This window comes from Pseudomonas sp. SCB32 (genome assembly GCF_009189165.1).
In the GTDB taxonomy this organism is placed as follows: domain Bacteria; phylum Pseudomonadota; class Gammaproteobacteria; order Pseudomonadales; family Pseudomonadaceae; genus Pseudomonas.
Genome location: NZ_CP045118.1, coordinates 55,175 through 78,198 on the forward strand (window position 1 = coordinate 55,175; position 23,024 = coordinate 78,198).

Annotated in this window: 22 protein-coding genes and 2 pseudogenes; 16 read left to right on the forward strand and 8 right to left on the reverse strand. The window is 64.2% G+C overall.

What is annotated here, in order from left to right; all coding sequences use genetic code 11:
* Nucleotides 1-200: 200 nt before the first annotated feature.
* The gene (locus tag GA645_RS00275; protein WP_152218837.1) at nt 201-482 is read right to left on the reverse strand and encodes a type II toxin-antitoxin system RelE/ParE family toxin; all 282 of its coding nucleotides are present in this window, start codon (nt 480-482) and stop codon (nt 201-203) included.
* A complete protein-coding gene (locus GA645_RS00280; protein ID WP_152218839.1) occupies nt 479-706 on the reverse strand; it encodes a CopG family ribbon-helix-helix protein in 228 nt (75 codons plus the stop codon). Before GA645_RS00280 ends, GA645_RS00275 begins: the two co-directional genes overlap by 4 nt.
* A 262-nt stretch (nt 707-968) precedes the next feature.
* On the opposite strand from GA645_RS00280, the gene GA645_RS00285 reads away from it, so the two are divergent.
* The 5 genes and pseudogenes from GA645_RS00285 to GA645_RS00305 all read left to right on the forward strand — a co-directional run bounded on the left by GA645_RS00285 (nt 969) and on the right by GA645_RS00305 (nt 5,472).
* Nucleotides 969-2,354, forward strand: a complete 1,386-nt coding sequence (locus GA645_RS00285; RefSeq protein ID WP_152218840.1) for a sodium:solute symporter — start codon at nt 969-971, stop codon at nt 2,352-2,354.
* Between the two features lie 27 nt (nt 2,355-2,381).
* Nucleotides 2,382-3,338, forward strand: coding sequence for an agmatinase (speB, locus tag GA645_RS00290; RefSeq protein WP_152218842.1), 957 nt, complete (start codon nt 2,382-2,384; stop codon nt 3,336-3,338).
* A gap of 74 nt (nt 3,339-3,412) precedes the next feature.
* A pseudogene (locus tag GA645_RS00295) lies at nt 3,413-4,340 on the forward strand (LysR family transcriptional regulator).
* Complete coding sequence (locus GA645_RS00300; RefSeq protein WP_152218844.1) at nt 4,337-5,056, forward strand: phytanoyl-CoA dioxygenase family protein; 720 nt, start codon at nt 4,337-4,339, stop codon at nt 5,054-5,056. Before GA645_RS00295 ends, GA645_RS00300 begins: the two are co-directional and overlap by 4 nt.
* A gap of 14 nt (nt 5,057-5,070) precedes the next feature.
* Complete coding sequence (locus tag GA645_RS00305) at nt 5,071-5,472, forward strand: GFA family protein (RefSeq protein ID WP_152218846.1); 402 nt, start codon at nt 5,071-5,073, stop codon at nt 5,470-5,472.
* Between the two features lie 346 nt (nt 5,473-5,818).
* Here the strand turns inward: GA645_RS00305 and GA645_RS00310 are convergent, their stop codons facing one another.
* The 5 genes from GA645_RS00310 to GA645_RS00330 all read right to left on the reverse strand — a co-directional run bounded on the left by GA645_RS00310 (nt 5,819) and on the right by GA645_RS00330 (nt 9,146).
* Nucleotides 5,819-7,777, reverse strand: coding sequence for a DUF4105 domain-containing protein (locus GA645_RS00310; RefSeq protein WP_152218848.1), 1,959 nt, complete (start codon nt 7,775-7,777; stop codon nt 5,819-5,821).
* Nucleotides 7,774-8,109: a DUF2388 domain-containing protein gene (locus tag GA645_RS00315; RefSeq protein ID WP_152218850.1), complete on the reverse strand. Its 336-nt coding sequence runs from the start codon at nt 8,107-8,109 to the stop codon at nt 7,774-7,776. The genes GA645_RS00310 and GA645_RS00315 overlap by 4 nt, the downstream gene beginning before the upstream one ends.
* A 37-nt stretch (nt 8,110-8,146) precedes the next feature.
* A complete protein-coding gene (locus tag GA645_RS00320; RefSeq protein ID WP_152218851.1) occupies nt 8,147-8,440 on the reverse strand; it encodes a DUF2388 domain-containing protein in 294 nt (97 codons plus the stop codon).
* Between the two features lie 100 nt (nt 8,441-8,540).
* Nucleotides 8,541-8,861 carry a DUF2388 domain-containing protein gene (locus GA645_RS00325; protein WP_152218853.1) on the reverse strand — a complete coding sequence of 107 codons (321 nt, stop codon included), beginning with the start codon at nt 8,859-8,861 and terminating at the stop codon, nt 8,541-8,543.
* A gap of 90 nt (nt 8,862-8,951) precedes the next feature.
* Complete coding sequence (locus tag GA645_RS00330) at nt 8,952-9,146, reverse strand: DUF1127 domain-containing protein (RefSeq protein WP_152218856.1); 195 nt, start codon at nt 9,144-9,146, stop codon at nt 8,952-8,954.
* A gap of 285 nt (nt 9,147-9,431) precedes the next feature.
* On the opposite strand from GA645_RS00330, the gene GA645_RS00335 reads away from it, so the two are divergent.
* The 11 genes and pseudogenes from GA645_RS00335 to GA645_RS28930 all read left to right on the forward strand — a co-directional run.
* Nucleotides 9,432-10,874 (forward strand): glycosyltransferase, encoded by a 1,443-nt coding sequence (locus GA645_RS00335; RefSeq protein WP_152218859.1) that lies wholly within the window; start codon nt 9,432-9,434, stop codon nt 10,872-10,874.
* Complete coding sequence (locus GA645_RS00340; RefSeq protein WP_152218861.1) at nt 10,871-12,409, forward strand: glycosyltransferase; 1,539 nt, start codon at nt 10,871-10,873, stop codon at nt 12,407-12,409. The genes GA645_RS00335 and GA645_RS00340 overlap by 4 nt, the downstream gene beginning before the upstream one ends.
* A gap of 72 nt (nt 12,410-12,481) precedes the next feature.
* A complete protein-coding gene (locus GA645_RS00345; protein WP_152218863.1) occupies nt 12,482-13,312 on the forward strand; it encodes a bifunctional 2-polyprenyl-6-hydroxyphenol methylase/3-demethylubiquinol 3-O-methyltransferase UbiG in 831 nt (276 codons plus the stop codon).
* Nucleotides 13,313-13,397: 85 nt separating this feature from the next.
* Nucleotides 13,398-14,552 (forward strand): acyltransferase, encoded by a 1,155-nt coding sequence (locus tag GA645_RS00350; protein ID WP_152218865.1) that lies wholly within the window; start codon nt 13,398-13,400, stop codon nt 14,550-14,552.
* A 78-nt stretch (nt 14,553-14,630) separates the two neighbouring features.
* Nucleotides 14,631-15,851 carry an acyltransferase gene (locus tag GA645_RS00355; protein ID WP_152218867.1) on the forward strand — a complete coding sequence of 407 codons (1,221 nt, stop codon included), beginning with the start codon at nt 14,631-14,633 and terminating at the stop codon, nt 15,849-15,851.
* Between the two features lie 671 nt (nt 15,852-16,522).
* A complete protein-coding gene (locus GA645_RS00360) occupies nt 16,523-17,494 on the forward strand; it encodes a GDP-mannose 4,6-dehydratase (RefSeq protein ID WP_152218869.1) in 972 nt (323 codons plus the stop codon).
* A 3-nt stretch (nt 17,495-17,497) separates the two neighbouring features.
* Nucleotides 17,498-18,934, forward strand: coding sequence for a mannose-1-phosphate guanylyltransferase/mannose-6-phosphate isomerase (locus GA645_RS00365; protein WP_152218872.1), 1,437 nt, complete (start codon nt 17,498-17,500; stop codon nt 18,932-18,934).
* A complete protein-coding gene (locus GA645_RS00370; RefSeq protein ID WP_152218874.1) occupies nt 18,934-19,731 on the forward strand; it encodes an ABC transporter permease in 798 nt (265 codons plus the stop codon). The genes GA645_RS00365 and GA645_RS00370 overlap by 1 nt, the downstream gene beginning before the upstream one ends.
* Nucleotides 19,731-20,993: an ABC transporter ATP-binding protein gene (locus GA645_RS00375; protein WP_152218876.1), complete on the forward strand. Its 1,263-nt coding sequence runs from the start codon at nt 19,731-19,733 to the stop codon at nt 20,991-20,993. The genes GA645_RS00370 and GA645_RS00375 overlap by 1 nt, the downstream gene beginning before the upstream one ends.
* Entirely contained in the window at nt 20,990-22,360 is a 1,371-nt protein-coding gene (locus tag GA645_RS00380) for a glycosyltransferase family 1 protein (RefSeq protein ID WP_178119464.1), read from the forward strand. Before GA645_RS00375 ends, GA645_RS00380 begins: the two co-directional genes overlap by 4 nt.
* A gap of 115 nt (nt 22,361-22,475) precedes the next feature.
* A pseudogene (locus tag GA645_RS28930) lies at nt 22,476-22,607 on the forward strand (glycosyl transferase family 1); the annotation flags it as partial.
* Between the two features lie 79 nt (nt 22,608-22,686).
* Here the strand turns inward: GA645_RS28930 and GA645_RS00390 are convergent.
* The gene (locus GA645_RS00390; protein ID WP_015474893.1) at nt 22,687-22,893 is read right to left on the reverse strand and encodes a DUF1127 domain-containing protein; all 207 of its coding nucleotides are present in this window, start codon (nt 22,891-22,893) and stop codon (nt 22,687-22,689) included.
* Nucleotides 22,894-23,024: the final 131 nt, after the last annotated feature.

Here is a 23,024-nt window from a genome sequence, read left to right on the forward strand (position 1 = left end):
GGCCGGGTTTTTTGTTGCCTGGAAAAAGTCAGTCGTCGCTCAAGATGAATGACTGATCAGGCACAAGTTGTTTGTGTTCTGTTCAACAAAGACTCATATGAACCAAAGGTGACCATAAGCGCGATTTCAATTATTTGTACGCTTTTTAATCAAATTAAAAAGTCAATACTTTGAAATATTTTGTAACCGTGTGGCCACTTTTACCCCGAGTTATCCACACGATCGATGCGCAAAATCTGTACAGAACGCCCCTTTACCCGGTAGGCGGCGTGGTACGGCCAGCGCTCGACCGGCAATTCCCTGACGCCGGGCACTTCGCTGGGCACGCCGCTGCTGCTCTGGTCGAGGTTCGCCAGCGGGCGGACCTGCTCGACGATGTCCTGGATGGCGCGTAGCGCCTTCTCCGGGCCGATCAGCACGACGTAGTGGTCGTAGATGGCGTCCAGGTCGGTCGCGGCCTTGTGCGTCCACTGGAGGCTCATGCCAGCCCCCACTTGGCTTCGATGGCGGCGTGCTCCAGCAGGAGTCCGGCATCGGCATCGGCCACGCCTTCATCGATGGCTGCCACGTGCCAGCTCTGGCGTTCCAGGTATTGCGTCAGGGCCTGGCGCAGGTGGTACGGCCTGTCCCGGTGGGTGGCGCGGGCCAGCTGGTCCAGGGCCGCGACGAGGGCGTCATCGGCGCGGAAGGAGACAACGGTGGTCACTTTTTGAACAGCTCCGTTTACGCTGTATACAGTGTTTACAACGATAACATACGTATACGAATCAAGCACTTGGCGGGGGCAAAGTTTTTTCTCGAAAGGAGCGGGAAGAGGGGATCAAGCCCGACTGGCACGGGCCGAAGCGGCACTTTCGCGGTGGCGAAAGTTGGCTTCAGGCATTGGGGATTTGCTGGGAGAAGGTGGCGGATCAGGCTTTCGGGGCGCCGGCCTGAATCCCACACAACAACAACAGGAGCCTCCCGCAATGCTGCTCGATTACCTGATCATGCTGGTCTACGCCCTGGGCATGCTCGCCCTGGGCTGGTACGGAATGCGCAAGGCGCGCAACCAGAACGACTTCCTCGTGGCGGGGCGCCGTCTCGGCCCCGGCCTCTACCTGGGCACCATGGCCGCCGTGGTGCTGGGCGGCGCATCCACCATCGGCACGGTGAAGCTCGGCTACCTCTACGGGCTGTCCGGCCTATGGCTGGTGTTCATGCTGGGCCTGGGGATCATCGTCCTCAGCCTGGTGTTCTCGCGGCAGATCGCGAAGCTGAAGGTCTTCACCGTCACGCAGATCCTCGAGCAGCGCTACCAGGCGTCCTCGCGACTGATCGGCGGCATCGTGATGGTGGCCTACGACCTGATGGTGGCGGTCACCGCGACCATCGCCATCGGCTCGGTGACCGAAGTCGTCTTCGAGATCCCGCGCATCCCGGCGATTCTCTGCGGCGGCGGCATCGTCATCGTCTATTCGGTGATCGGCGGCATGTGGTCGCTGACCCTGACCGACATCATCCAGTTCGTGATCAAGACCCTCGGCATCTTTGCCGTGCTGCTGCCCTTGTCGATCCACCAGGCGGGCGGCCTGTCGCACATGCAGGAAGTGCTGCCGGCGGGCTTCTTCGACCTCGGTCACATCGGCCTGGACACCATCCTCACCTACTTCCTGCTGTACTTCTTCGGCGCGCTGATCGGCCAGGACATCTGGCAGCGCGTGTTCACCGCGCGCAGCGAGAAGGTGGTGCGCTACGCCGGTCTCGGCGCGGGCATCTACTGCATGCTCTATGGCCTGGCCTGCGCCTTGATCGGCGCCGCCGCCCACGTGCTGATCCCGAACCTTGCGGTACCGGAGAACGCCTACGCCGAGATCACTCGCCAGGTGCTCGAACCCGGACTGCGCGGGCTGGTGGTCGCGGCGGCGCTGTCGGCCATCATGTCCACCGCCTCCGGCTGCCTGCTGGCCGCTGCCACGGTGCTGCAGGAGGACGTCTACGCGCGCTTCCTGCGCCCCGGCGCGCCCAACGGCCTGCGTGAGAGCCGCCTGTTCACCCTGCTGATGGGGGTGGTGATGTTGGCCCTGGCGTGCCTGGTCAACGACGTTATCGGTGCCCTGAGCATCGCCTACAACCTGCTGGTGGGTGGCCTGCTGGTGCCGATCCTCGGTGCCTTGCTTTGGCGCCGCGCCTCCGCTCGCGGAGCCATGGCCAGCATCGTGGTCGGCTGCCTGGTGGTGGTCGTTTTCATGGTCATCGACGGCGTTCTCGCCAACACCCCCATCGCCTACGGCCTGCTTGCCAGCCTGGTCGCCTTCGTAGTGGTCAGCCTCGCCGGCGAGCCGGCCGCCAGCCTCCAGGCGCAGGCCGACTGACACCCTTCACTCATCAGGAGACACCCCATGTCCCATGAATTCCCGCAACCTCTGGACGCCGCTGAGATTCCCCGCTTCGCCGGCATCCCCAGCTTCATGCGCCTGCCGATCTTCGAGGACCCGGCGCAACTGGACATCGCACTGCTCGGCGTGCCGTGGGACGGCGGCACCACCAACCGTGCTGGCGCCCGCCACGGCCCGCGCGAGGTGCGCAACCAGTCGAGCCTGATGCGCAAGGTGCACCATGTCAGCCACATCGCCCCCTATGACCTGGTGCGCGTCGGCGACATCGGCGATGCGCCGGTGAACCCCATCGACCTGCTGGATTCGCTCAAGCGCATCGAGGGCTTCTACCGCCGTATCCATGCGGCGGGGGCGATCCCCCTGTCGGTGGGAGGCGACCATCTGGTGACCCTGCCAATCTTCCGCGCGCTGGCCGCCGAGCGGCCCGTCGGCATGGTGCACTTCGATGCCCATTCCGACACCAACGATCGCTACTTCGGCGACAACCCCTACACCCACGGCACGCCGTTCCGCCGCGCCATCGAGGAAGGTCTGCTGGACCCGAAACGTACGGTGCAGATCGGCATCCGCGGTTCGATCTACGACGCGGACGACGAAGCATTCGCCCACGAGCAAGGCATCCGTGTGATCCACATGGAAGAGTTCGCCGACCTGGGTGTAGAGGCCACGCTCGCCGAAGTGCGCCGCGTGGTGGGGCAGGAGCCGACCTACGTCACCTTCGATGTCGACGTGCTCGACCCGGCCTTCGCGCCCGGCACCGGCACGCCAGAGATCGGTGGCATGACCACCCTGCAGGCGCAGCACATGATCCGTGGCCTGCAGGGGCTGAACCTGATCGGCGCCGACGTGGTGGAAGTCTCGCCGCCATTCGACCAGGGCGGGGCGACCGCCCTGGTGGGCGCCACCATGATGTTCGAGCTGCTCTGCGTGCTGGCCGACTCGATCGCCGCGCGCCGCTGACCGCCATGGGGGTTCACGGGGCGGCGTCCTCGGCGCTATAACGAAAGGCCTGCGTCGCCGCCGCGAGAACTCCCATGCTGGGTAATCTTTCCGATATCGACCTGCGCCTGCTGCGCACCTTCTGCACCATCGTCGAGGCGGGTGGCTTCACCGCCGCCCAGGTGCGCCTGAACACCAGCCTGTCGCGATTGAGCGTACTGGTGCGCGACCTCGAACTGCGCCTGGGCTATTCACTGTGCCGGCGCGGCAGCAGCGGCTTCCAGCTGACCGAGGAGGGGGAGCAGCTCTACGAGGCAGCACTCGGATTGTTCGTTGACATCGAGCGCTTCCGCGAGCAGGTGACGGGACTGGGTGGCCGCGACCGCGAGGTCCTGCTCCTGGGCTGCGTCGACGGCGTGCTCGGCCAGCAGTGCTGGCCGCTGCCGCTGGCGATCCGGCTGTTCCGCGAGGGCAATCCGCGAGTGCGCCTGAACCTGCACACCCAACGCCCGGACGAGCTGGAAAACGCCGTGCTGGAAGAGCGCCTGCAGCTGGCCATCGGTGCCTTTCACCATCGACTGTCCGGGCTCCGCTACCAGTTGCTGTTCCGCGAAGAGCAGAACCTGTATTGCGCCCGCGAGCATCCGTTCTTCGACCGCGCGCAGGACGAACCGTCGCTGGAGCACATCTGCGCCGCCGAGTACGTCGGCCGCGGCTATATGGCCGAGAGCCGGCGTCCGCACGGCCTGGTGTTCAGCCGCTGCACCAATGCCTACAGCATGGAAGCCATCGCCAACCTGGTGTTCAGCGGGACCTACATCGGCTACCTGCCGACCCACTACGCCAGCGAGTGGGTGGCCGAGGGACGCCTGCGGGCGATTCGTCCGGCGCAGCTGGCCTACGTCTCCGAGTTCCACTGCGTGACCCGCCAGGGGGGCGGACTCGGGCGAGGCACTGGGGGCGTTCCTCGATGCGCTGGCGCGCGCCCAGTCCGAGCTGGGAAGCGGAGTGTGTGCACCATGAGCCCTTTGCAGGCCTTGCACGAGGATGGCTTCGTCCTGCTGCGCGGCCTGCTGGATGCCGCTCAGGTGGCCGAAGTACGTGGACTGATCGACGGCCTGCGGCCGTTCCACTGGGACTATGAAGGCCTGGTGGATCACTACAAGTGTGTGTTCAACCGCTCGCCGCGCTGGCTGCCGTATCTCGACCCGCCGGGGCTGATCGAGCTGGCGGAAGCGACGCTGGGTGCGGATTGCCATGTAATCGGCCAGACGGCCTGGCGCTGTCATCCCGGCTTCATTGGCGCCCAGATGCACCAGGACTACCTGCCCGTCGCGCTGCCGACGCCGGGGGGCGACCTGCCGATCTTCATCGCGACCGCGCAGATCTACCTCGACGACATCGACGAGGCGCTGTGCCCGACCTGGGTGATTCCCGGCAGCCATCGCGCCGGTCGCGCACCGGCACCCGATGAGCGCGAATGGCGGGGCAGGGTGGCCGAGCCAGTGTTCTGCCGCGCCGGAGATTGCCTGTTGTTTCGCAGCGACCTGTGGCACGCCGGCAGCCGCAACCTGAGCCAGCGCACGCGCTACCTGCTGCAGGTGCACTATGGCCGGCGCATGGTTGCGCAGAAGTTCTCGCCCTACCTGGACTGGACCTTCAACCCCGAGGTGCTGGCCGCCTGCACGCCGCGTCAGCGGAGGCTGCTGGGCGACCACGAGGCCGCCGAATACGACTGAGTCAGGAGATCCCCATGAGTGCTACACACGCCGGTGGCTGCCATTGCGGACAGGTGCGCTATGAATGCGACGCCGGGCTGGAAGACGTTGCCCACTGCCACTGTTCGATCTGCCGACGTACCACCGGCGGCATTGTCACCACCTGGGTCACGGTGCCGCTGGGCAGCGTCCGCTGGACCCTTGGCAGGCCCGCCGAGTACCGCTCCTCGGCGTCCTGTGTGCGCTACTTCTGCGCCCACTGCGGGGCGCACCTGGCGTTGTTCACCGACCTGGCGCCGGACACCCTGGATCTCACCATCGCGACGCTGGATGACGTGGCCGAGGTGGCGCCCAACCGGCACATCTGGGTGAACAGCCGGCTGCCATGGATTCATCTGGATGAGCAGTTGCCGGAGGAGTGGGAGGAGACGCTCTAGCTTTAAGTGCGAGCTTTGTTCGCGAGCAAGCTCGCTCCTACGTAGAGCCTGGCGGCGTGATGGCTACTGCTCGTGAATGGCGTTGTCTGATGCGCGCGGACTGCGCACGAACGTACGGCGTCTGACGTTCGACGTTATACGCCGTTTGACCTCGATCCCAGAGCGCTCCGAGCCCAGTCTCGGCACCCGCGACGGGTGCTGTGCACCGGCGTACAACCGTGAACGGTTGTACGCCCTACGATGATGCGTCTTGCGTAGGAGCGGGCCATGCCCGCGATCCGGCCGCAGGCCGGCCAGAAGAGCATCGCGGACGGAGTCCGCTCCTACGAGTCCTGATAGATCACAGTCAGGGCAGCTCGAACCCGCCCGCCGCCTTGTGCAGCGCCCGCAGGTGCGCACTGATCTGCTTGGTATTGGCCTCCAGCGCGGCAAGTTCCTCGCGTCGTTCCGGAGTGAGCAGCGCGCGCACTTCGCGGTCGAGGTTGTCGCTGAGCTGGCGCAGGCGCTTCTGTCGCTGCTGCGTCTGCTGTTCGAGGGTGGCGGTCTCCTTCGCCTGGGGCAGCCCGTAGCCGCCGTCGAGCAGCTCCGCCGGGCGGCTGAGGAAGCCGCTGTCGTCGAGGATCTGCTGCAGCGTCTTGCCGGCGGTGGCCAGGCGGGTGTCGGCGCTGAGGTCGTCGCGGTTGCTCAAGTAGAGCTGCTTGAGCTCGTCCTGGGCCAGCAGCAGCTGACGGCGCAGCGCGGCCTGTTCGAGCAGGAGCAGGGCGGCGCTGGCGCGCAGGTCGGCCTTGTCGAACCACGGGCGGCGTTCGGTGGCGGGCAACGCGAGCCAGTCCTCGACCTTGTCCTGGCGGATGTCCAGGTGCTTCTTCAGTACCTCGAACATGGCCTGGTAGCGGTCGCGGAACGAGTCGAAGCGATAACCCAGGCGCAGGGCTTCCTTGGGATTGTCCAGCACGCTTGGGTCGGCGATTCCGCGGTTTTCCAGCAGGCCGAGCACGCCGTAGGGGGTGATGCTGTCCATGCTCTGCAGGCTTTGCCGCTGGATGCCGCTGCGCAGCAGCTTCAGGGTTTCCACGGCGCAGTTGTTGGACAGGAAGTAGTAGTTGCCGTCGTAGCTCCAGTGGCTCTGCGCGGAGCGCTCCACCAGGCTTTTGATCTCGTCGCGGCTCAGGCGCAGCGGGATCGAGGCGAGGCTGCGCAGCTCGATCTTGGTGTACTCCTCGATCACCTGCGATAGCGGCAGCACGAACAGCCGCGATGGGTAGGCGCCGGTCAGGCCGTCCCAGCTCGAAAGCTGCAGGTCGCCGACGAAGGCGCGGTAGGACAGCACCAGGTGCTGGTCGAGGTCCAGGCGGCAGTCCGGCCCGCGCGGGCGGCCGGGAGCGCAGACCACCAGGCGCAGCATGGTGTGCCCCCAGCGACTGGCGATGTCGTTGTTGGCCTCGGCGATGAAGTAATCGACCTCGTAGATCCGCTCCGGATCGAGGTAGCCCAGCGGCTGCTGGCCGAAGTCGCGGCCGGCGTTGAGGTAGGCGTAGCTGCCGGCGCATGCGTCGTGCGGGCGCTCGCCGAAGCGCGAGGCGTAGTAGCGGTACAGCGCGGGGCGGCGGCAGGCGTAGCTCGGGTCGAGGAGGAAGTACTCCATGTTCACCGCGACGTACTCGCGCGGATTGGTCAGCTCGTAGCTGTCCGGGCTGCGCAGGACGAAGCGATTGTGCTGCTCGCGCTCGCCATGCTTGCCGGCGTACTGCGGCCAGCCGGCCAGGTCGAGCAGGCGCGGATCGTCGCTTAAGGTGAAGCGGCGGCCGGTCTGGCCGCGACATTCGTCCGGCGCGCCGACGTGGCCGAGGCTCTTGTCGCGCATTGTGCAGCGGCGGATGACGCGGGCTTCGTCGGCATCCCACAGCTGGGCGCGGTCGTAGAGGTGGGTGAGCTCGTGGAGCAGGGTCGCCAGCAGTTCGCGACGCAGCGTGCCGTGGGTGCGACCGGTCTGCTGCGTGGCGGCGCTGCCGTCGGTGAGCGCGGCGAGGTAGCGGGTACTGAGGGCGATGGCGTCGGGACGCAGGGCGCGACCCATGCCGTTCTCGGCAAGGTCATCGCGCCACTGCACCTCGACCTTGCGGTCCAGACGCTCGACGACGGTGGCCGGCAGCGTCTGCAGGGCTTCGTCCAGCAGTTGCTGGCTGGCCTGGCGCTGGGCGCCGGTCAGTCCGTCAGTGTCGAGCTCCAGGCGGAGCGAGGCGTGGCTGCTGGCGGTGACTATCAGTGCAAGGGCCGCCAGCCAGCGGCCAGCCCGGAGTTTCACAGAGCGAGGATGGCTTCGGCCAGGGCCTGGTCGGAGGCGTCACGCGCCTGCGGCACGTCTTCGCGCAGGACCTTGAAGGCGGCTTCCAGCTGGGCGCCACGGATCGCACCGTCGCTGCCGACGAAGCTGGCGGCGTCGTCGCGGGCTTCCTGCACGAGCTTCATGTCGCGAATGGAAGTGGTGGTGTCCGAGGTGAAGTCGATGCTGCGGGCGGAAGCGTTGGTGGTGATGTTGAACACGCGAATCACCGAGTGCGCTTGGGCGCCGGAAGCGCAGGCAGCGAGCAGCAGACCAAGGATCAGGGGGCTCTTGGGGATCGAGCAGAGGCGCATGGGTGTCTCCGAAAGGGCAGCGGGAGCTGCTCACGACTTATTGGGCAAGAATCGCTTCGGCCAGTTCCCGATCATTTGCCGCGAGCGCCGGATGGTGCTGGCGCAGCCAATGCAGTGCCGCTTCGAGGCGGGCGCCGCGCAGCTCGCCACCGGTGGCGATGAACCCTGCCGCGTCGTCACGGGCGCTGTGCAGCAGCTTGTTCTCGAACGGCGTGCTGGTCAGTTTGCTGGTGACATAGCTGGTCCCTACCGGGAACTGGGTCGTCTGGTCGAATGCCTGGGCGGGCAGGGCACAGAACGACATCGGTAGCAGGAGCAGTAGAGGGCGCATGGGCGGAGATGATCGGAAAAGCACGACCGCCAAGGCTAACGGAATGCGCGGGCAAGGGCCAGCGCGGCGCGCCGGGCGGAGTGCCCGGCGCGGGGAGGCATCAGATGGTCAGGATGGCCTGTGCCAGCTGCTGGTCGTTGGCGGCCAGCTCCGGCATCTTGGTGCGGATGTGACGCAGGGCGGCTTCCAGGTGGGCGCCACGGATATCGCCTTGGCTGGCGACGAAGGTGGCGGCGTCGTCCTTGGCTTCGAGAACGATCTTGTCGTCCTTGAAGGAGTCGCTGATGTTGGACGTGGCGTCGGAGGTGGCGCCAGTGGCACGCACCGACAGGTCGGTGGTGTAGACGAAGCTGGTGGCGAAGGCGCCGGTGGCGCAGCCGAGCAGCGCGGCTGCGGCGATCAGTTGAAGGCTTTTCTTCATGGAGTGGCTCCGGATAAGACAAAAACAGGTGGCCGGGCGGCCACTCTACCGGAACAGAGACTATCCAAGACTGATGGGTGTCACCATAGGTCAGCGCCAGAACGGCTTCGAAATTTCGCCCACGCGTTCGCTCGGGCTGACGCCGATATCGGCCAGTTCCCGGCTGTCCAGTTCGGCCAGTTGACGGCGGGTGCGAGCGTTCTGTAGCCATTGCCCGAGCAGGCGCCAGGCATTTATCGGGGCGGATAGGCGTGGGGCGGTAGGGGCGAGAAGGGTGCGTTCCATGGCGAGGTCCTCCAGCTCAGTGGGAAGCGAGTGGCATGGAGGTCATGATTTCGCACTGAGGGCCTGACTCTCCAGTCACAGCGGAGGACGATTGTTCTGGGTCAGTTTCAGGATGTTCGCAACTGTATCGCTCGGTTATCGCCCCATCTGTACTCAGGTTGGAATGGCTCTTGCCAGCTCGGCGAAGAACTGGTGCTATGCACCCCCTCTTCAGAAATTTCGCAGTAGCGGCACCGGCTGCATCGATAATAAGAACTGCGCAGGAGCGGGGCCTGCGGTTGCATCATGATGGATACGCTCATTCTCATTGGCTCGAAAATCAGCCAGGACACCATCCACAGCTCCCTGGGCAAGCCGGAGTACAGCTACTACTTCCTGATGAAGGAGTTCGTACCCGCGTTGCAGCGCCTGGGGAGTGTCATCGAGGTCAAGAGCCTCGATGAGGTCGATGCGCTCTACGACCAGCACAGCGCCCAGGGCCGGAAGGTGGTCTTCCTCAGTTTCAGTCCGCCGCAGCAGACGCCCCAGGGATTGCGCTGCCCGACCATCCCGGTGTTCGCCTGGGAGTTCGACAGCATTCCAACCGAAGCCTGGGGCGACGAGCTGTGCAACGACTGGCGACATGTCTTCGCCGAATCCGGCGCTGCGGTGACCCTCAGTCGCGAAGCGGCGGATGCGGTAACGGCGGTAATGGGCGATGGCTATCCCATCATCGCGCTGCCGGCGCCGGTGTGGGACCGCTTCCAGGACGAGGGTATGGCTGACGCGCGCCGCCTGAATCTCTCGGAAAGAATGCTGCGCTTCACCGGCCATGTGATCGACAGCCCGCAACTGGGCTTGTCGGCCGACTGCCTGGTGTTGCCGCCGCAGCCTGCGCCACTGCCGGCGCCGGTCGCACCCTTGTCGTCCCAAGTCCGCTGGCTGACCACCAGGGCTCTGTTCAAGGGCTGGTGGAGCGAGGCGGTGGCGCCCTTCCTGTCGACCCGGCGCAAGGCCGTAGAGGCCGAGCAGGCAGCGCCGCAGCCCGCGAAAGCGGAGCCTCGGCAGGTGGAGCTGCGCGGAGTGGTCTATACGACGGTGCTCAACCCCGGCGATCACCGCAAGAACTGGATCGACATGATCAGCGCCTTCTGCTGGGCATTCCACGACGTGGCCGACGCGACCCTGGTGGTGAAGATGACCCACCACGACCTGGAGAGCTACCGCGTGATGCTGATGACGCTGCTCTCGCGCCTGGCGCCGTTCCAGTGCCGGATCGTGGTGATCCATGGCTTCCTTGCGGACGAGGAGTATCGCGACCTGGTCCGCCATTCGACCTATTACGTGAACACTTCGGTGTGCGAGGGCCTGTGCCTGCCGCTGATGGAGTTCCTCAGCTGCGGCAAGCCCGCGATCGGCCCGCGCCATACCGCGATGCTCGACTACCTCGACGAGGACGTCGCGTTCATCGTCGGCAGCGCCCCGCAGCCCGCCAGCTGGCCCCATGACTCGCGCGCCCTGCTGCGTGCCTACCTGCACCGCCTGAACTGGGAATCGTTGGTCACCGCCTACCGCGAAAGCTATGCGACCGCCAAGCGTCCCGTGGACTATCGGCGGATGTCTGAGGCGGCGGAGCGCAGGATGCGTGAGTACTGTTCGGTGGCGCAGGTCAGTGGACGCCTGGGCGAGTTCCTTGACGATCAATTGGTGTCTGCCCCGGGCACCGCAAAGAGGAGCCTGGCGCTATGAGGTTCCTGATCTATTCGGAAGTCAACGCGTCGAACATCGCCACCAGCCTCGGCCGGCCGGAGTACAGCTACTACTTCGTGCTCAAGGAGTTCATGCCGGTACTCCGGCAGCTCGGCGAGATCATCGTGGTGCAGGACCCGCAACGCGAGGTCGATCCGCTGTTCCACCAGGCGCTGGCCGAAGGTGAGCGCTGCGTGTTCCTGTCGTTCTCACCTCCACACAAGACCGTTCGCGGGCTGGTCTGCCCGACGATTCCGGTGTTTGCCTGGGAGTTCGATACCATTCCCGATGAAACCTGGCATGGCCAGCCGGAGCAGGACTGGCGTTTTGTCCTCAAAGGGCTGGGACGTGCCGTGGTGCATTCAAACCAGACGGTACGCGCCATTCACCGCGCGGTGCGCGACGACTTTCCGGTGACATCCATTCCGGCACCGGTCTGGGATCGCCTGGAAGGCCTGCGGCAGATGCTTGCTCAACCGCGCCCGGCCAACGCCGAGCACCGTATCAAGGTGCCGCGCGGCGTGGTGGTGGATACCCGTACGCTGGACCTTGGGCCGTACCGTCCCGGACCCAATGCACTGGAAGAATTCATCGCCGCTGGCCAGCCCAAGCCTGTGGTCGGCCCGGCGGTGGCGCCGGAAGCGAGCCGCAGACCGGGCCCCCTGCAGGTGGCTCACACCACGGTTCGCTATCTGCTGGAGTGGTATCGCCTGGTCTGGCGCGACCTCATGCCCGCGCCGCTCAGTGGCGCACTGGCTACCGTCAAGCGCTGGGTCCGTCCGGCCAGACCGCTACCCGCCGGCCTGCCGGTGGAGTCGGTTCCAGCCGCCAGTCCTGATCCGGTGGAGACCGGTTGGTGGGTTCCCGCAAGCCATGAGCTAGTGCTCGACGGGGTGGTCTTCACCTCGATCCTGAATCCCTACGATGGCCGCAAGAACTGGACCGACATTCTCACGGCGTTCTGCACCGCGTTCCGCGATGAACCCGATGCGACCCTGCTGTTCAAGCTGACGCACCAGGAATACCGCTCCGCCGTCGAGGCCATGCTGACCACCCTGGCGCGCCTGCCGGAATTTCGCTGCCGCATCGTGCTGGTGCATGGCTTCCTCGAACAGAGCGACTTCAACGCCTTCATCGAAGCCAGCGACTTCGTGGTCAACGCTTCCCACGGCGAGGGTCAGTGCCTGCCGCTGATGGAAATGCTGTCCTGCGGGATTCCCGCGCTGGCCCCGCGCAACTCGGCGATGCTGGACTACATGGATACCGAAGTCGGCTTCGTGGTGAACAGTTGGGAGGATGGCACCGCCTGGCCGCACGACCCGCGCCTGGCCTACCGCACCTGCCGCCATCAGTTGGACTGGGCGTCGCTGCGCGATGGCTATCTCGCCGCATATCGCTGCTACCTCGATGCGCCGGAGCGTTATCGCCAACTGTCGGCCAATGCCATTGAGCGCATGCGTGGTCATTGCTCCCAGGCTGTGGCTCGGCAGCGACTGTGTCAATTGCTGGGGATCGAGGAGGAGGCGTGCGTTTGAGCCGCGCCTGCCCTGAAGCGTTTCTGGCCGCAGGCGTTGCCGCGGCATACACCCGTCATAGCTGGAGCTGACATGCTGGAGTTCATCAAGGGCCTGGGCCGCAAGCCGGCGCCGGCCGCCGAGCCCGAACGCACCCCCGATCTGGTGGTCGCACCGGCCGAAAACCTGTCGACGCTCAAAGATACCTACTTGAGTGGCTGGTTCCACCAGGAGACCGATGAGCTGTTCGAGGGTTTCCCGATCAGTGCAGACGACTCGGTGCTCGACATCGGCTGTGGCGACGGACCCTTCGTGCAGTTCTGCGCCCAGCGCGGTGCGGAAGTCATCTTCGCGGATATCGACGCCGACAAGGTCGCTGGCGTCGAGCGCGCGCTGCAGGGCTCCAATGCCCGCGCGATGCTGCCGCTGGTGACCGATGCCAACCCCATTCCTTTGCCGGATGCGCGCGTCAACAAGGTCGTGGCGATGGAGGTCCTGGAGCATGTGGAGGATCCCGCGCAGTTCATGAGCGAGCTGGTCCGGGTCGGCAAGCCTGGCGCGCTCTACTTGATCACGGTGCCCGACCCGCTGGGCGAGAGCGTGCAAAAGGACCTGGCTCCGGACTCCTATTTCCAGCGCCCGAACCACATTCGCGTGTTCGAGCGCGAAGCCTTCGAACAACTGATCCGCGACGCCGGCCTGGTCATCGAGCGCCAGGCGCACTACGGCTTCTACTGGTCGGTGTGGTGGTTCTTCTTCTGGGCCTGCAAGCAGGACCTGTCGCCGCCGTGGCATCCGCTGCTGGATAGCTGGACGCGCACCTGGAACATGATGCTGGAGACCGAAGACGGGCCGCGCATCAAGAAGGCGCTGGACCGGGCGATGCCCAAGAGCCAGGCCATCATTGCGCGCAAGCCTGCTTGAGCCGGGAGCCAATTGGTGTGTCGCGGCTGATTCGTGCCCAATGGACGTCCGTGCATGCGGGCCGTGGACTGCCCGGAGCTGAGGCATGAGCAAGGGCCGGATCGCCGACATCGAGATTCTGCGGGGCTTTGCCGTGCTCTTCGTGGTGTTGCACCACGCCCACGGCAACCTGATTACCTGGGTCTCGCCGCGCTTCGACTACCTGACCGCGCACTTTTCCGGCGGTTTTGGCGTCGACCTGTTCCTGACGATTTCCGGTTTCGTCATTGCCCGTGACCTGCTGCCGCGCCTGGGCGCCGCAGCCGAACGGGGCGGGGCCTGGCGCTGCATCCTGGCGTTCTGGGTGCGACGCGCCTGGCGCTTGTTGCCCTCTGCCTGGCTTTGGCTGATGGTGGTGCTGGCAGCAGTGCTCTGGTTCAACGACTCCGGCGTGTTCGGCACCTGGCATGCCAACCTGGATGCGACCTACGCCGCACTGCTGCAGATCGCCAACTGGCGCTTTGTGGAAACCTTCATGCGCAGTGAATACGGGGCCAGTTTCGTGTACTGGAGCCTGTCGCTGGAGGAACAGTTCTATGTGCTGCTGCCCCTGTTGGCCCTGCTGTCGCGACGCTGGCTTCCTCATGTACTGGTCGCGCTGGTCCTGTACCAGCTCTTCGCTTCCCGCGGCCTGCTGATGGTGATGTTCCGCAGCGATGCGCTGATGCTTGGGGTGCTGCTGGCCATCTGGAGCCGGACGCCACTCTACGCCCGCCTGCGCGTTGCCTTGCCGACCCGGCTGAGGGTCGGCCCCCTGCTGTTGGCGGGGCTGAGCCTGCTGATGGGCGCATTTTGGGCGGACCTCATCAATGTTGGCGTCTACAAGTTCAGCCTGGTGGCACTGGGGGCCAGCGCACTGGTGTGGGTCGCGTCCTATGACGCCGACGTGTTGCTCCCCAAGGGCGTGGTGCGGCGCCTGATGATCTGGGTCGGATCACGTTCCTACGCCATCTACCTGATCCACGTCCCGGCTTTCTTCGCAGTCCGGGAGGCGTTTGCGCGCCTGTACCCGTCGGTGACTGCCGATGAGCGTTATTTCTACCCCTTTGTGCTGTGCGCAACGGCGTTGATCGTGCTCCTCAGTGAGTTGAATTTCCGCCTGGTGGAAACGCCTCTGCGGCGCAAGGGTGTGCTCGTGTCCCGGCGCCTGGCCGGGGAGCCGGCATTGCCGGTAATGGTCGATTCCCGGGTTGGCGGCTGAGGAACGGAGAGTGATGCGAATGATGTTTGTCCACGCGGCGACCCGAATGTCGCCTCCAAGGGCCGGAGAGGGAAGCGCATGAGTCAGGGCAAGAACCTGGAGATCGAGTATCTGCGGGGAGCCGCCATCGGCCTGACCCTGCTCTGCCATGTACCGGTGCTGCTGCCGTACTACGAGGCGTTCTTCCTCAAGTTCTTTGGCGTTTACATGCCCTGGACCGGTGTGGATCTGTTCTTCTGCATCTCCGGCTATGTGGTGAGCAAGAGTTACCTGGATTACTTCGACCGGCATCGTCAGCAGGGCCATTTTGCCATCGCCGCGCAGAGCTTCTGGTTGCGCCGGGTCTATCGTCTGCTGCCGACGGCCTGGCTGTGGGTGCTGATCCCGTTGGGCCTGTCAGTGGTGTTCAACCAGAGCGGTGCCTTCGGCTCCTGGTTCGATAACCTGCGCAGCTTCACCGCAGTGGCGACCTTCAGCGCCAACCTGGCCAACCAGTATGGGAATCTGTTGGGCCCCAACAGCGTGTACTGGAGTCTGGCCCTGGAGGAACAGTTCTACTTCATCTTCCCGTTGTTCCTGCTGTGCGTGACGGCCTACCGCTGGCGGGTGGGCCTCCTGCTGGGGCTGATCGCCCTGCAGTTCGGTCTGGATCGCAACATGTTCGGCACGCCCACCAGCGCGCTCCTCAACTCCTTCCGCCTGGACGCCATGATGTGGGGTGTGCTGCTCTGCCTGGCCGGCCGCACCCCGCTGCTGCGCCAGTTCGAACCGACCTTCCTGGGCGATAGCGTCTGGCTTCGGCTGGCCTTGCCGCTGATGCTGTTCTACCTGCTGGGAGCGATCCCCGCACAGTTGATCGCGATGCCGGTGGCGGTGGGCCTGGTGGCCATCGTCTCGCTGGTACTGGTGTGGATCGCCAGCTACCAGAAGGGCTATCTGTATTGCCCGGCACCGCTCTCCAGGCTGCTGCTTTGGCTGGGGTCGCGCTCCTATGCGCTTTATGTGATCCATGTGTGCGCCTACCACTTCAGTCGCGAGCTGTGGCATCGCTATGCCGCGGCGCAGGGTGTGACGCTGGACGCATCCTTCACTGTGGAACTGGTGGTGACCGCGCTGCTGTTCGCTGTAATCGCCGCCGAATTGAATTACCGTTTCATCGAGCAGCCTCTGCGTCGAAAAGGCGCCGAGATCGCTCGCCGACGTCTGCAGCGCTTCACTTCGGAGTCTCCGGCTGCCGTTTCCGGCGCTGCTCCGGCAGTGGATTCGGCGTTGGCGGCGGGCTATCGGCAGGCCGAGTAGGTAGCGCTCTGTCCGGCTGACTAACCGGTCAGCCGTTACCGGTTTCTTTGCTGCAGAACAATTGGAGACACTGGTTGCCGGATGGACGGCTTCCCACTCTGGTGGCACCGCGGTGATGTTGCGTCAGCAGTGGAGCTTCACCTGGTCGTGGCGCATGATGGCGCCACGCCCGTTCAACCCCGTGACTGTGGGCCGCATGGCAACGGGTGCGTGTCCGGCAATGCATTCATACCCCCCGTATCGAGGTGGGGGCTATTGAGATTTCCCGTGATTTCCTCAATGTCCGGGATCTGCCGGTAGCCCTGGCGTTTGGGCGTGTGGAAAAGCGAGGTTTCCGTGGCCAGCCATGCCGGGCTGCCACGGGAAACAGGATGGTAGCCAGCGATCAGCCAGGACCCTGTACCCAGGGATATTCTGGCGGACCGGGATGTCAGGGTAATGCAGGAGTAAATCTGTGGGTTTGCGGCGAGGGTTTGGATATCCCTGCCCGGCGACTGCCAATCGCCAGAGAGTTCGGACGCTGCAACGTCACGAGCCTGCGCCGACCCGACTGTAATGTCGCTTTACCCGGAGACTGTGGATGGCTTGACCTGCCGGCATCGGCAAAATCCGGAAGAACTAGAATTAGCTCGTAGGCCACGTGACCACGAGACATCACGGATGCTAGAAGAATGACAAAAAGTGCATTGATCACCGGTATTACGGGTCAGGACGGTGCTTATCTCGCCAGGCTCTTGCTGGATAAGGGCTATCGGGTACACGGGCTCGTCGCCCGCCGCAGTTCCGATACGCGGTGGCGTTTGCGCGAGCTGGGTATCGAGTCTGACGTGGTCTATCTCGAAGGCGACCTGGCGGATGCCTGTTCCGTTCAGCGCGCGGTCATCAGGGCCATGCCCGACGAGCTGTACAACCTGGGTGCGCAAAGCTTTGTCGGCAGCTCCTGGGATCAGCCCGTCACCACCGGTGTCGTCGATGGCCTGGGGGTGACCCATCTGCTGGAAGCCGTTCGCCAATTCAGCCCGCAAACACGCTTCTACCAAGCCTCCACCAGTGAAATGTTCGGCCTGATCCAGGCCGAGCGGCAGGACGAAGATACCCCCTTCTATCCGCGCAGCCCCTACGGCGTGGCTAAGCTCTACGGTCACTGGATGACGGTGAACTACCGCGAGAGTTTCAAGCTGCACGCCTCCAGCGGCATCCTTTTCAACCACGAGTCCCCGCTGCGCGGTATCGAGTTCGTGACGCGCAAGGTCACCGATGCGGTAGCTCGTATCAAGCTCGGCAAGCAGAGCGAGCTGCGCCTGGGCAACATTGACGCCAGGCGCGACTGGGGCTTCGCCGGTGATTATGTGGAAGCCATGTGGCTGATGCTGCAGCAGGACCGACCGGACGATTATGTGGTAGCCACTGGCGTGACCACCACCGTACGCGAGATGTGCCGAATCGCCTTCGATCGTGTCGGCCTGCAATACCAGGACTACGTGGTGATCGATCCCGCCTTCTTCCGCCCCGCGGAAGTGGATGTACTGCTGGGCAATCCGGCGAAGGCCGGGCGCGTCTTGGGCTGGCGCCCGAAGACCAGCCTGGAATCGCTTATTCACATGATGGTCGATGCCGATTTGCGTCGTGTCGACAAGGAGTAAGCCATGCTCATTCCAGTCATTCTTTCAGGTGGTGCCGGTACGCGGTTGTGGCCGGTTTCCCGCGAAGGTCAACCCAAGCCCTTCATGACCATGCCTGATGGGCAGTCCCTGCTGAACAAGACCTATCGGCGCGCGGCCGGCCTGCTGGCGGACGATGGCAGCATCGTCACGGTGACCAACCGTGACTACTACTTCCAGAGCAAGGACCATTTCCAGGCGGCCAAGCTGCGCCAGCGCGGCCACTTCATCCTCGAGCCCACCGGGCGCAACACGGCGCCGGCGATCGCCGTCGCCGCGCTGGCGCTGCGTGCGCTGCACGGCGATGACGTGACCATGGTGGTGATGCCCGCGGACCATCTGATCCGCGATGTCGAGTCGTTTACCCGCGCGGTGGGGCATGCCGCCGAACTGGCTGCCCAGGGGCGCCTGGTGACCTTCGGCGTGGTGCCTGCCACGCCGGAAACCGGCTTCGGCTACATTGAGACCGGGGATGTGCTGGACACCAGCGGCGGCAGTACGGTGAAGCGCTTCGTTGAGAAGCCCGATCTGGATACCGCCAAGCAGTTCCTCAAGGCTGGCACCTTCCTGTGGAATTCGGGGATGTTCTGCTTCACCGTCGGCACCCTCATCCGCGAGCTGGAAAAACATGCGCCGCAGCTGCTGGCGCAGGCCGCTGACTGCCAACAGGCGAGCCAGCCGCAGGAGCTGGGCAATGTGCTCCAACAGGAGTTGCCGCACGAGCACTTCTGTGGCCTGGAGGACATCTCCATCGACTACGCGCTGATGGAGCGCTCCGACTGCGTCGCCGTCGTGCCGGCGGCCTTCGACTGGAGCGATATCGGCTCCTGGAGCGCCATGAGCGCCCTGGTCGAAGCCGACGGGGACAACAACCGATCCGCCGGCAACGCGATCTTTGTCGACAGCCGGGACAACTACGTGCAGAGCGAGGGCCGCCTCGTTGCCACCCTGGGCATCGAGGGCCTGATCGTGGTCGAGACCGCCGACGCCGTCCTGGTGGCGCGGGCCGATCGGGCCCAGGACGTGCGCATGGTGGTCAAGCAGCTCAAGGAAAGCGAGAACGAGGCCTATCGACTGCATCGGACCGTCAGCCGGCCCTGGGGTACCTACACGGTGCTGGAAGAGGGAGAGCGCTTCAAGATCAAGCGCATTGTGGTCAAGGCTGGGGCCGCCCTGTCGCTGCAGATGCATCATCATCGCAGCGAGCATTGGGTCGTCGTACAGGGCATGGCCAAAGTCACCAACGGCGAGATCGTTCGCCTGGTGAACAGTAACGAGTCCACCTACATTCCCGCGGGGCACCGTCATCGTCTGGAGAACCCCGGCGTGATCGATCTGGTGATGATCGAGGTGCAGAGCGGCGAGTATCTGGGGGAGGACGATATCGTCCGTTTCGAGGATATCTACGGCAGGGTTGTTTGATGTCGCTGAGCAGTTTGAGAAGTACCTGGCAGTATCGTGGTTTTATCGTGGGCAGTGTGCGTCGGGAGTTCGAGTCGCGTTATCGCGGGTCGTTGCTGGGTGCGGCGTGGACCATCCTCAATCCGCTGGCGATGATCCTGGTGTACACGGTGATCTTCTCCGAAGTGATGCGGGCACGTCTGCCTGGCGTGGACGACAAGATGGCGTACAGCGTGTTCCTGTGCGCAGGCCTGCTGACCTGGGGCTTGTTCTCCGAAGTGGTCAGCCGTTGCCTGAACATGTTCCTGGAAAACGCCAACCTGATGAAGAAACTGAGCTTCCCGCGCCTCTGCCTGCCGGTGGTGAGCGTGTGCAATGCCCTGCTCAATTTCGCCATCATCTTTGCCCTGTTCATTGGCTTCCTGCTCATCACCGGCCGCCTGCCCGGCGTGGCGTTGCTGGTGTTCCCCCTGCTGTTGGCGCTGCAACTGCTGTTCGCCGTCGGCCTGGGCATGCTGGTGGGTGTGCTGAACGTGTTCTTCCGCGACGTCGGGCAGCTGTTCGGGATCCTCCTGCAGTTCTGGTTCTGGTTTACCCCCATCGTCTATCCCCTGAGTCTGCTGCCGCCGCCCTTTGGCCGGTTGGTGCAGCTCAATCCGATGACTGGCCTGATGCAGGCCTACCAGAACCTGTTCCTTCAGGGCCAGCTGCCGCAGTTGACTCAACTGCTGCCGATCCTGGTTTGCGGCGTGCTGCTGTGCATGTTGGCGATGGCGTTGTACCGCGCGCGCGCGGGTGAAATGGTGGACGAACTCTGATGGGCCATATCCGAATCCAACAACTGGGCAAGGCCTATCGTCAGTACCCCAAGCGCTGGTCGCGTCTGCTCGAATGGACCACACCCGGCGGCAAGTCACGTCATCGACAACACTGGGTCCTGCAGAACATTTCCCTGGAGATCGAGCCGGGCGAGGCGGTGGGCATCGTTGGCTCCAATGGAGCGGGCAAGAGCACGCTGTTGAAGATCATCACCGGCACCACCCAACCCACCACGGGCACCTGCGAGGTGGGCGGCAAGGTCTCCGCACTGCTCGAGTTGGGCATGGGCTTCCACCCGGAGTTCACCGGCCGCCAGAACGTCTATATGGCCGCGCAACTCCTGGGCTTGCAGCGGGAGGAGATTGACGAACTGCTGCCGGAAATCGAAGCCTTTGCCGAAATTGGCGACGCCATCGACCAGCCGGTGCGTACCTACTCCAGTGGCATGCAGATGCGCCTGGCCTTCAGCGTCGCCACCGCCCGCCGCCCGGATGTGCTGATCATCGATGAAGCACTGTCGGTGGGTGACTCGTATTTCCAGCACAAGAGCTTCGAGCGCATTCGCAGCTTCCGCCGCGCCGGCACCACGCTGCTGATCGTCTCCCACGACCGTTTCTCCATCCAGTCCATCTGCGATCGCGCAGTGCTGCTGGAGTTCGGGCAAGTGGCGATGCAGGGTGACCCGGAGATGGTCATGGACTATTACCACGCGCGGATGGGGGAAGGGCTCAATCAGATCGTGCGCCAGGAAATGCTGGCCAATGGCAAGGCGCGGACCATATCCGGTACCGGCGAGGCTGAGATTGAATCGGTACGGCTGCTGGACAGCGGCGGCCGGGAGATCGATCTGGTCGAGGTTGGCCACGAGGTGGTGCTGGAGGTGGGCGTCCGGGTTTGCCGGGACCTCGAGCGGTTGGTGCTCGGCTTCATGCTCAAGGACCGCCTGGGACAGGCCATGTATGGCATCAATTCGCATCGCCTCAAGCAGGTTGAGACAGGGCTGAAGGCGGGGGATCGGCTGACGTTCCGCTATGCCTTCGCCATGCGCCTGGGCCCGGGAAACTATTCGGTATCCCTGAGCCTGTCGCGGCAGGACTCCCACCTGGACGGAAACTACGAATGGCGCGACTGCGCGATGATCTTCCATGTGGTCAACAGCACGCGGGAGAACTTCATCGGCTACTCATGGCTGGATGCGCGCGCGACTATCGAGCGCCAGACCAGTGATTCACGGACCGAAAGCAGTGGAGAGCCTCGTTGATGCGCTTGCTCGTCGAATGTACCTATGTCTTCGAACATCCCCATATGAACTCCGGCATCCAGCGCGTGGTGCGCAATGTCATCGGTCATCTGGAAAGCGTGAACAGCGATGCGGAATGCATTCCCGTGGTCTTCTTCCGCGGGCGCATGTACCGGGTGTTGCACCTGGCGCCGCCCCACGGCACGAAGGAGCCGTGGCATAGCCGCATGAAGACCGTCCTGGAGCGGATGCGCAATTACTACTGGCTGAAGCACTCGCGGCTGGAGCGGCGCTGGCCGATGAGCCACTCGCACAATGCCCGGCGCGCACTCTATGTGCTTGCCAAGCTGGCGGGCCTGGCAATCAGTGTGCCACTGCGGGCGGTCATGTACGCCTCGCGCAACTACGTAGTTCCCGATCGCATGGAACCGCTGGACGTATTGCCGGGCGACCAGCTGCTGTTGCTCGACTCTTCCTGGCACGCGGACTTCTTCCCGGTGGCGGAGCGTCTCAAGGCGCAAGGGGTGGGGTTGATCTCGGTGATCTACGACCTGATTCCCTGCACCCACCCGCAATTTTGCGATGCCAGCCTGGTGAAGGTATTCGACGTCTGGTTCGACTGGATCGCCGAAAAGGCCGATGGATTCATCTGCATCTCCACCACCATTCGTGACCAGGTGCGCGCCGAGATCGTGCGACGCCGGGGCGAGCATGCTGCCCGCCAACTGTGGTTCGAGCACTTCTATCTCGGCTCCGAATTGGATCTGGTGCACGACCGCTCCGCGCTGGACGGCGCACTGGTGCGGATGTTCGACGAGGGTGATCCGGTCTACCTGATGGTCAGCACCATCGAACCGCGGAAGAATCACGCCTACCTGCTGGATGCTTTCGAGCGGCTCTGGGCCCAGGGCTCCCAGGCCAGGCTGTGCATCATCGGCCGGATCGGATGGAAGTGCGATGCGCTGATCGAGCGGATTCAAAGCCACCCGCAGCTCAACCAGCGACTGTTCATGTTCAACAAGCTCAATGATCGGGGGCTGGAGTACGCCTACGCGCATGCCCGTGCGCTGGTCTTCCCGTCATTCGTCGAAGGCTTCGGCCTGCCCCTGGTCGAAGCTATGCAGCGTCAGTTGCCGGTCATGGCCAGCGACATTCCGGTGTTCCGCGAGGTAGGCGGCGACTTCGTCGCGTACTTTGACCTCAAGCGCCCGGAAACCCTTGCTGCCCTGGTACAGGAATACGAGTCTACTGGCCGCTTCCCGGCGGCTCGCAGCGTGGCTGACTGGCGCTGGCTCGGCTGGCGCGATGCCAGCCAGCAGTTGGTGAGCCGGGTGCTGCATGCCCTGAAACGGCGCCGCGAGGTGTCGCGCGAAGTGGAAATGAGCTGACGTCAACGCGGCGCGCCGAATCGCTATTGGGTAGGACGCGGGCATTGCCTGTTGGGTGACTGCTGGTTGCCTGTTCGGCAGAGTGCGTGAGCGTGTCCGGAGAGTTCCGAGGCTGCAGGCGGAGGCTCGCTATCGCGAACTGTTCACCGCGGATGCAATGGGGCGTGTCTGGGCAGATCTGTATCGCAATCTGCTGGACGAAAAAGCGGAGAGGGAGATTCTGCTGCCCGAAGGCCGCTCTGGCTGAGCGGCCGGGGCAACAAACTTACAAACTACCAGTACAGTTACGGCGAGCCTGGAGAGAGTGGCTCAGTTGTACTGTTGAATCAGCGCCAGAACGGCTTGTTCAGCTCGGCGTAACGCTGGGCTTCGCTGATGCCGGCGTCGGCCAGCAGGCGGGAGTCCAGGCGGGCCAGCTGACGGCGGCTTTCCATGCGGCGCTGCCACAGGCGAACGGTGCCGACGAGGCCACGATGGGCGCTGGAGGTGCTACGGGTGGTGCTCAGGGCTGCGGAACCGAGGGTACGTTCCATGGTGGTCATCCTTCTCGCTTGTGACGAGAGTCAGTTGCTGAATTGATTGAGCATATGATCTGACTTTTTAGTCAGGGATGACAGGTACAGTTGCACAGTATTGCTGGTGGTCAGGCGATTGTTATTTTGAA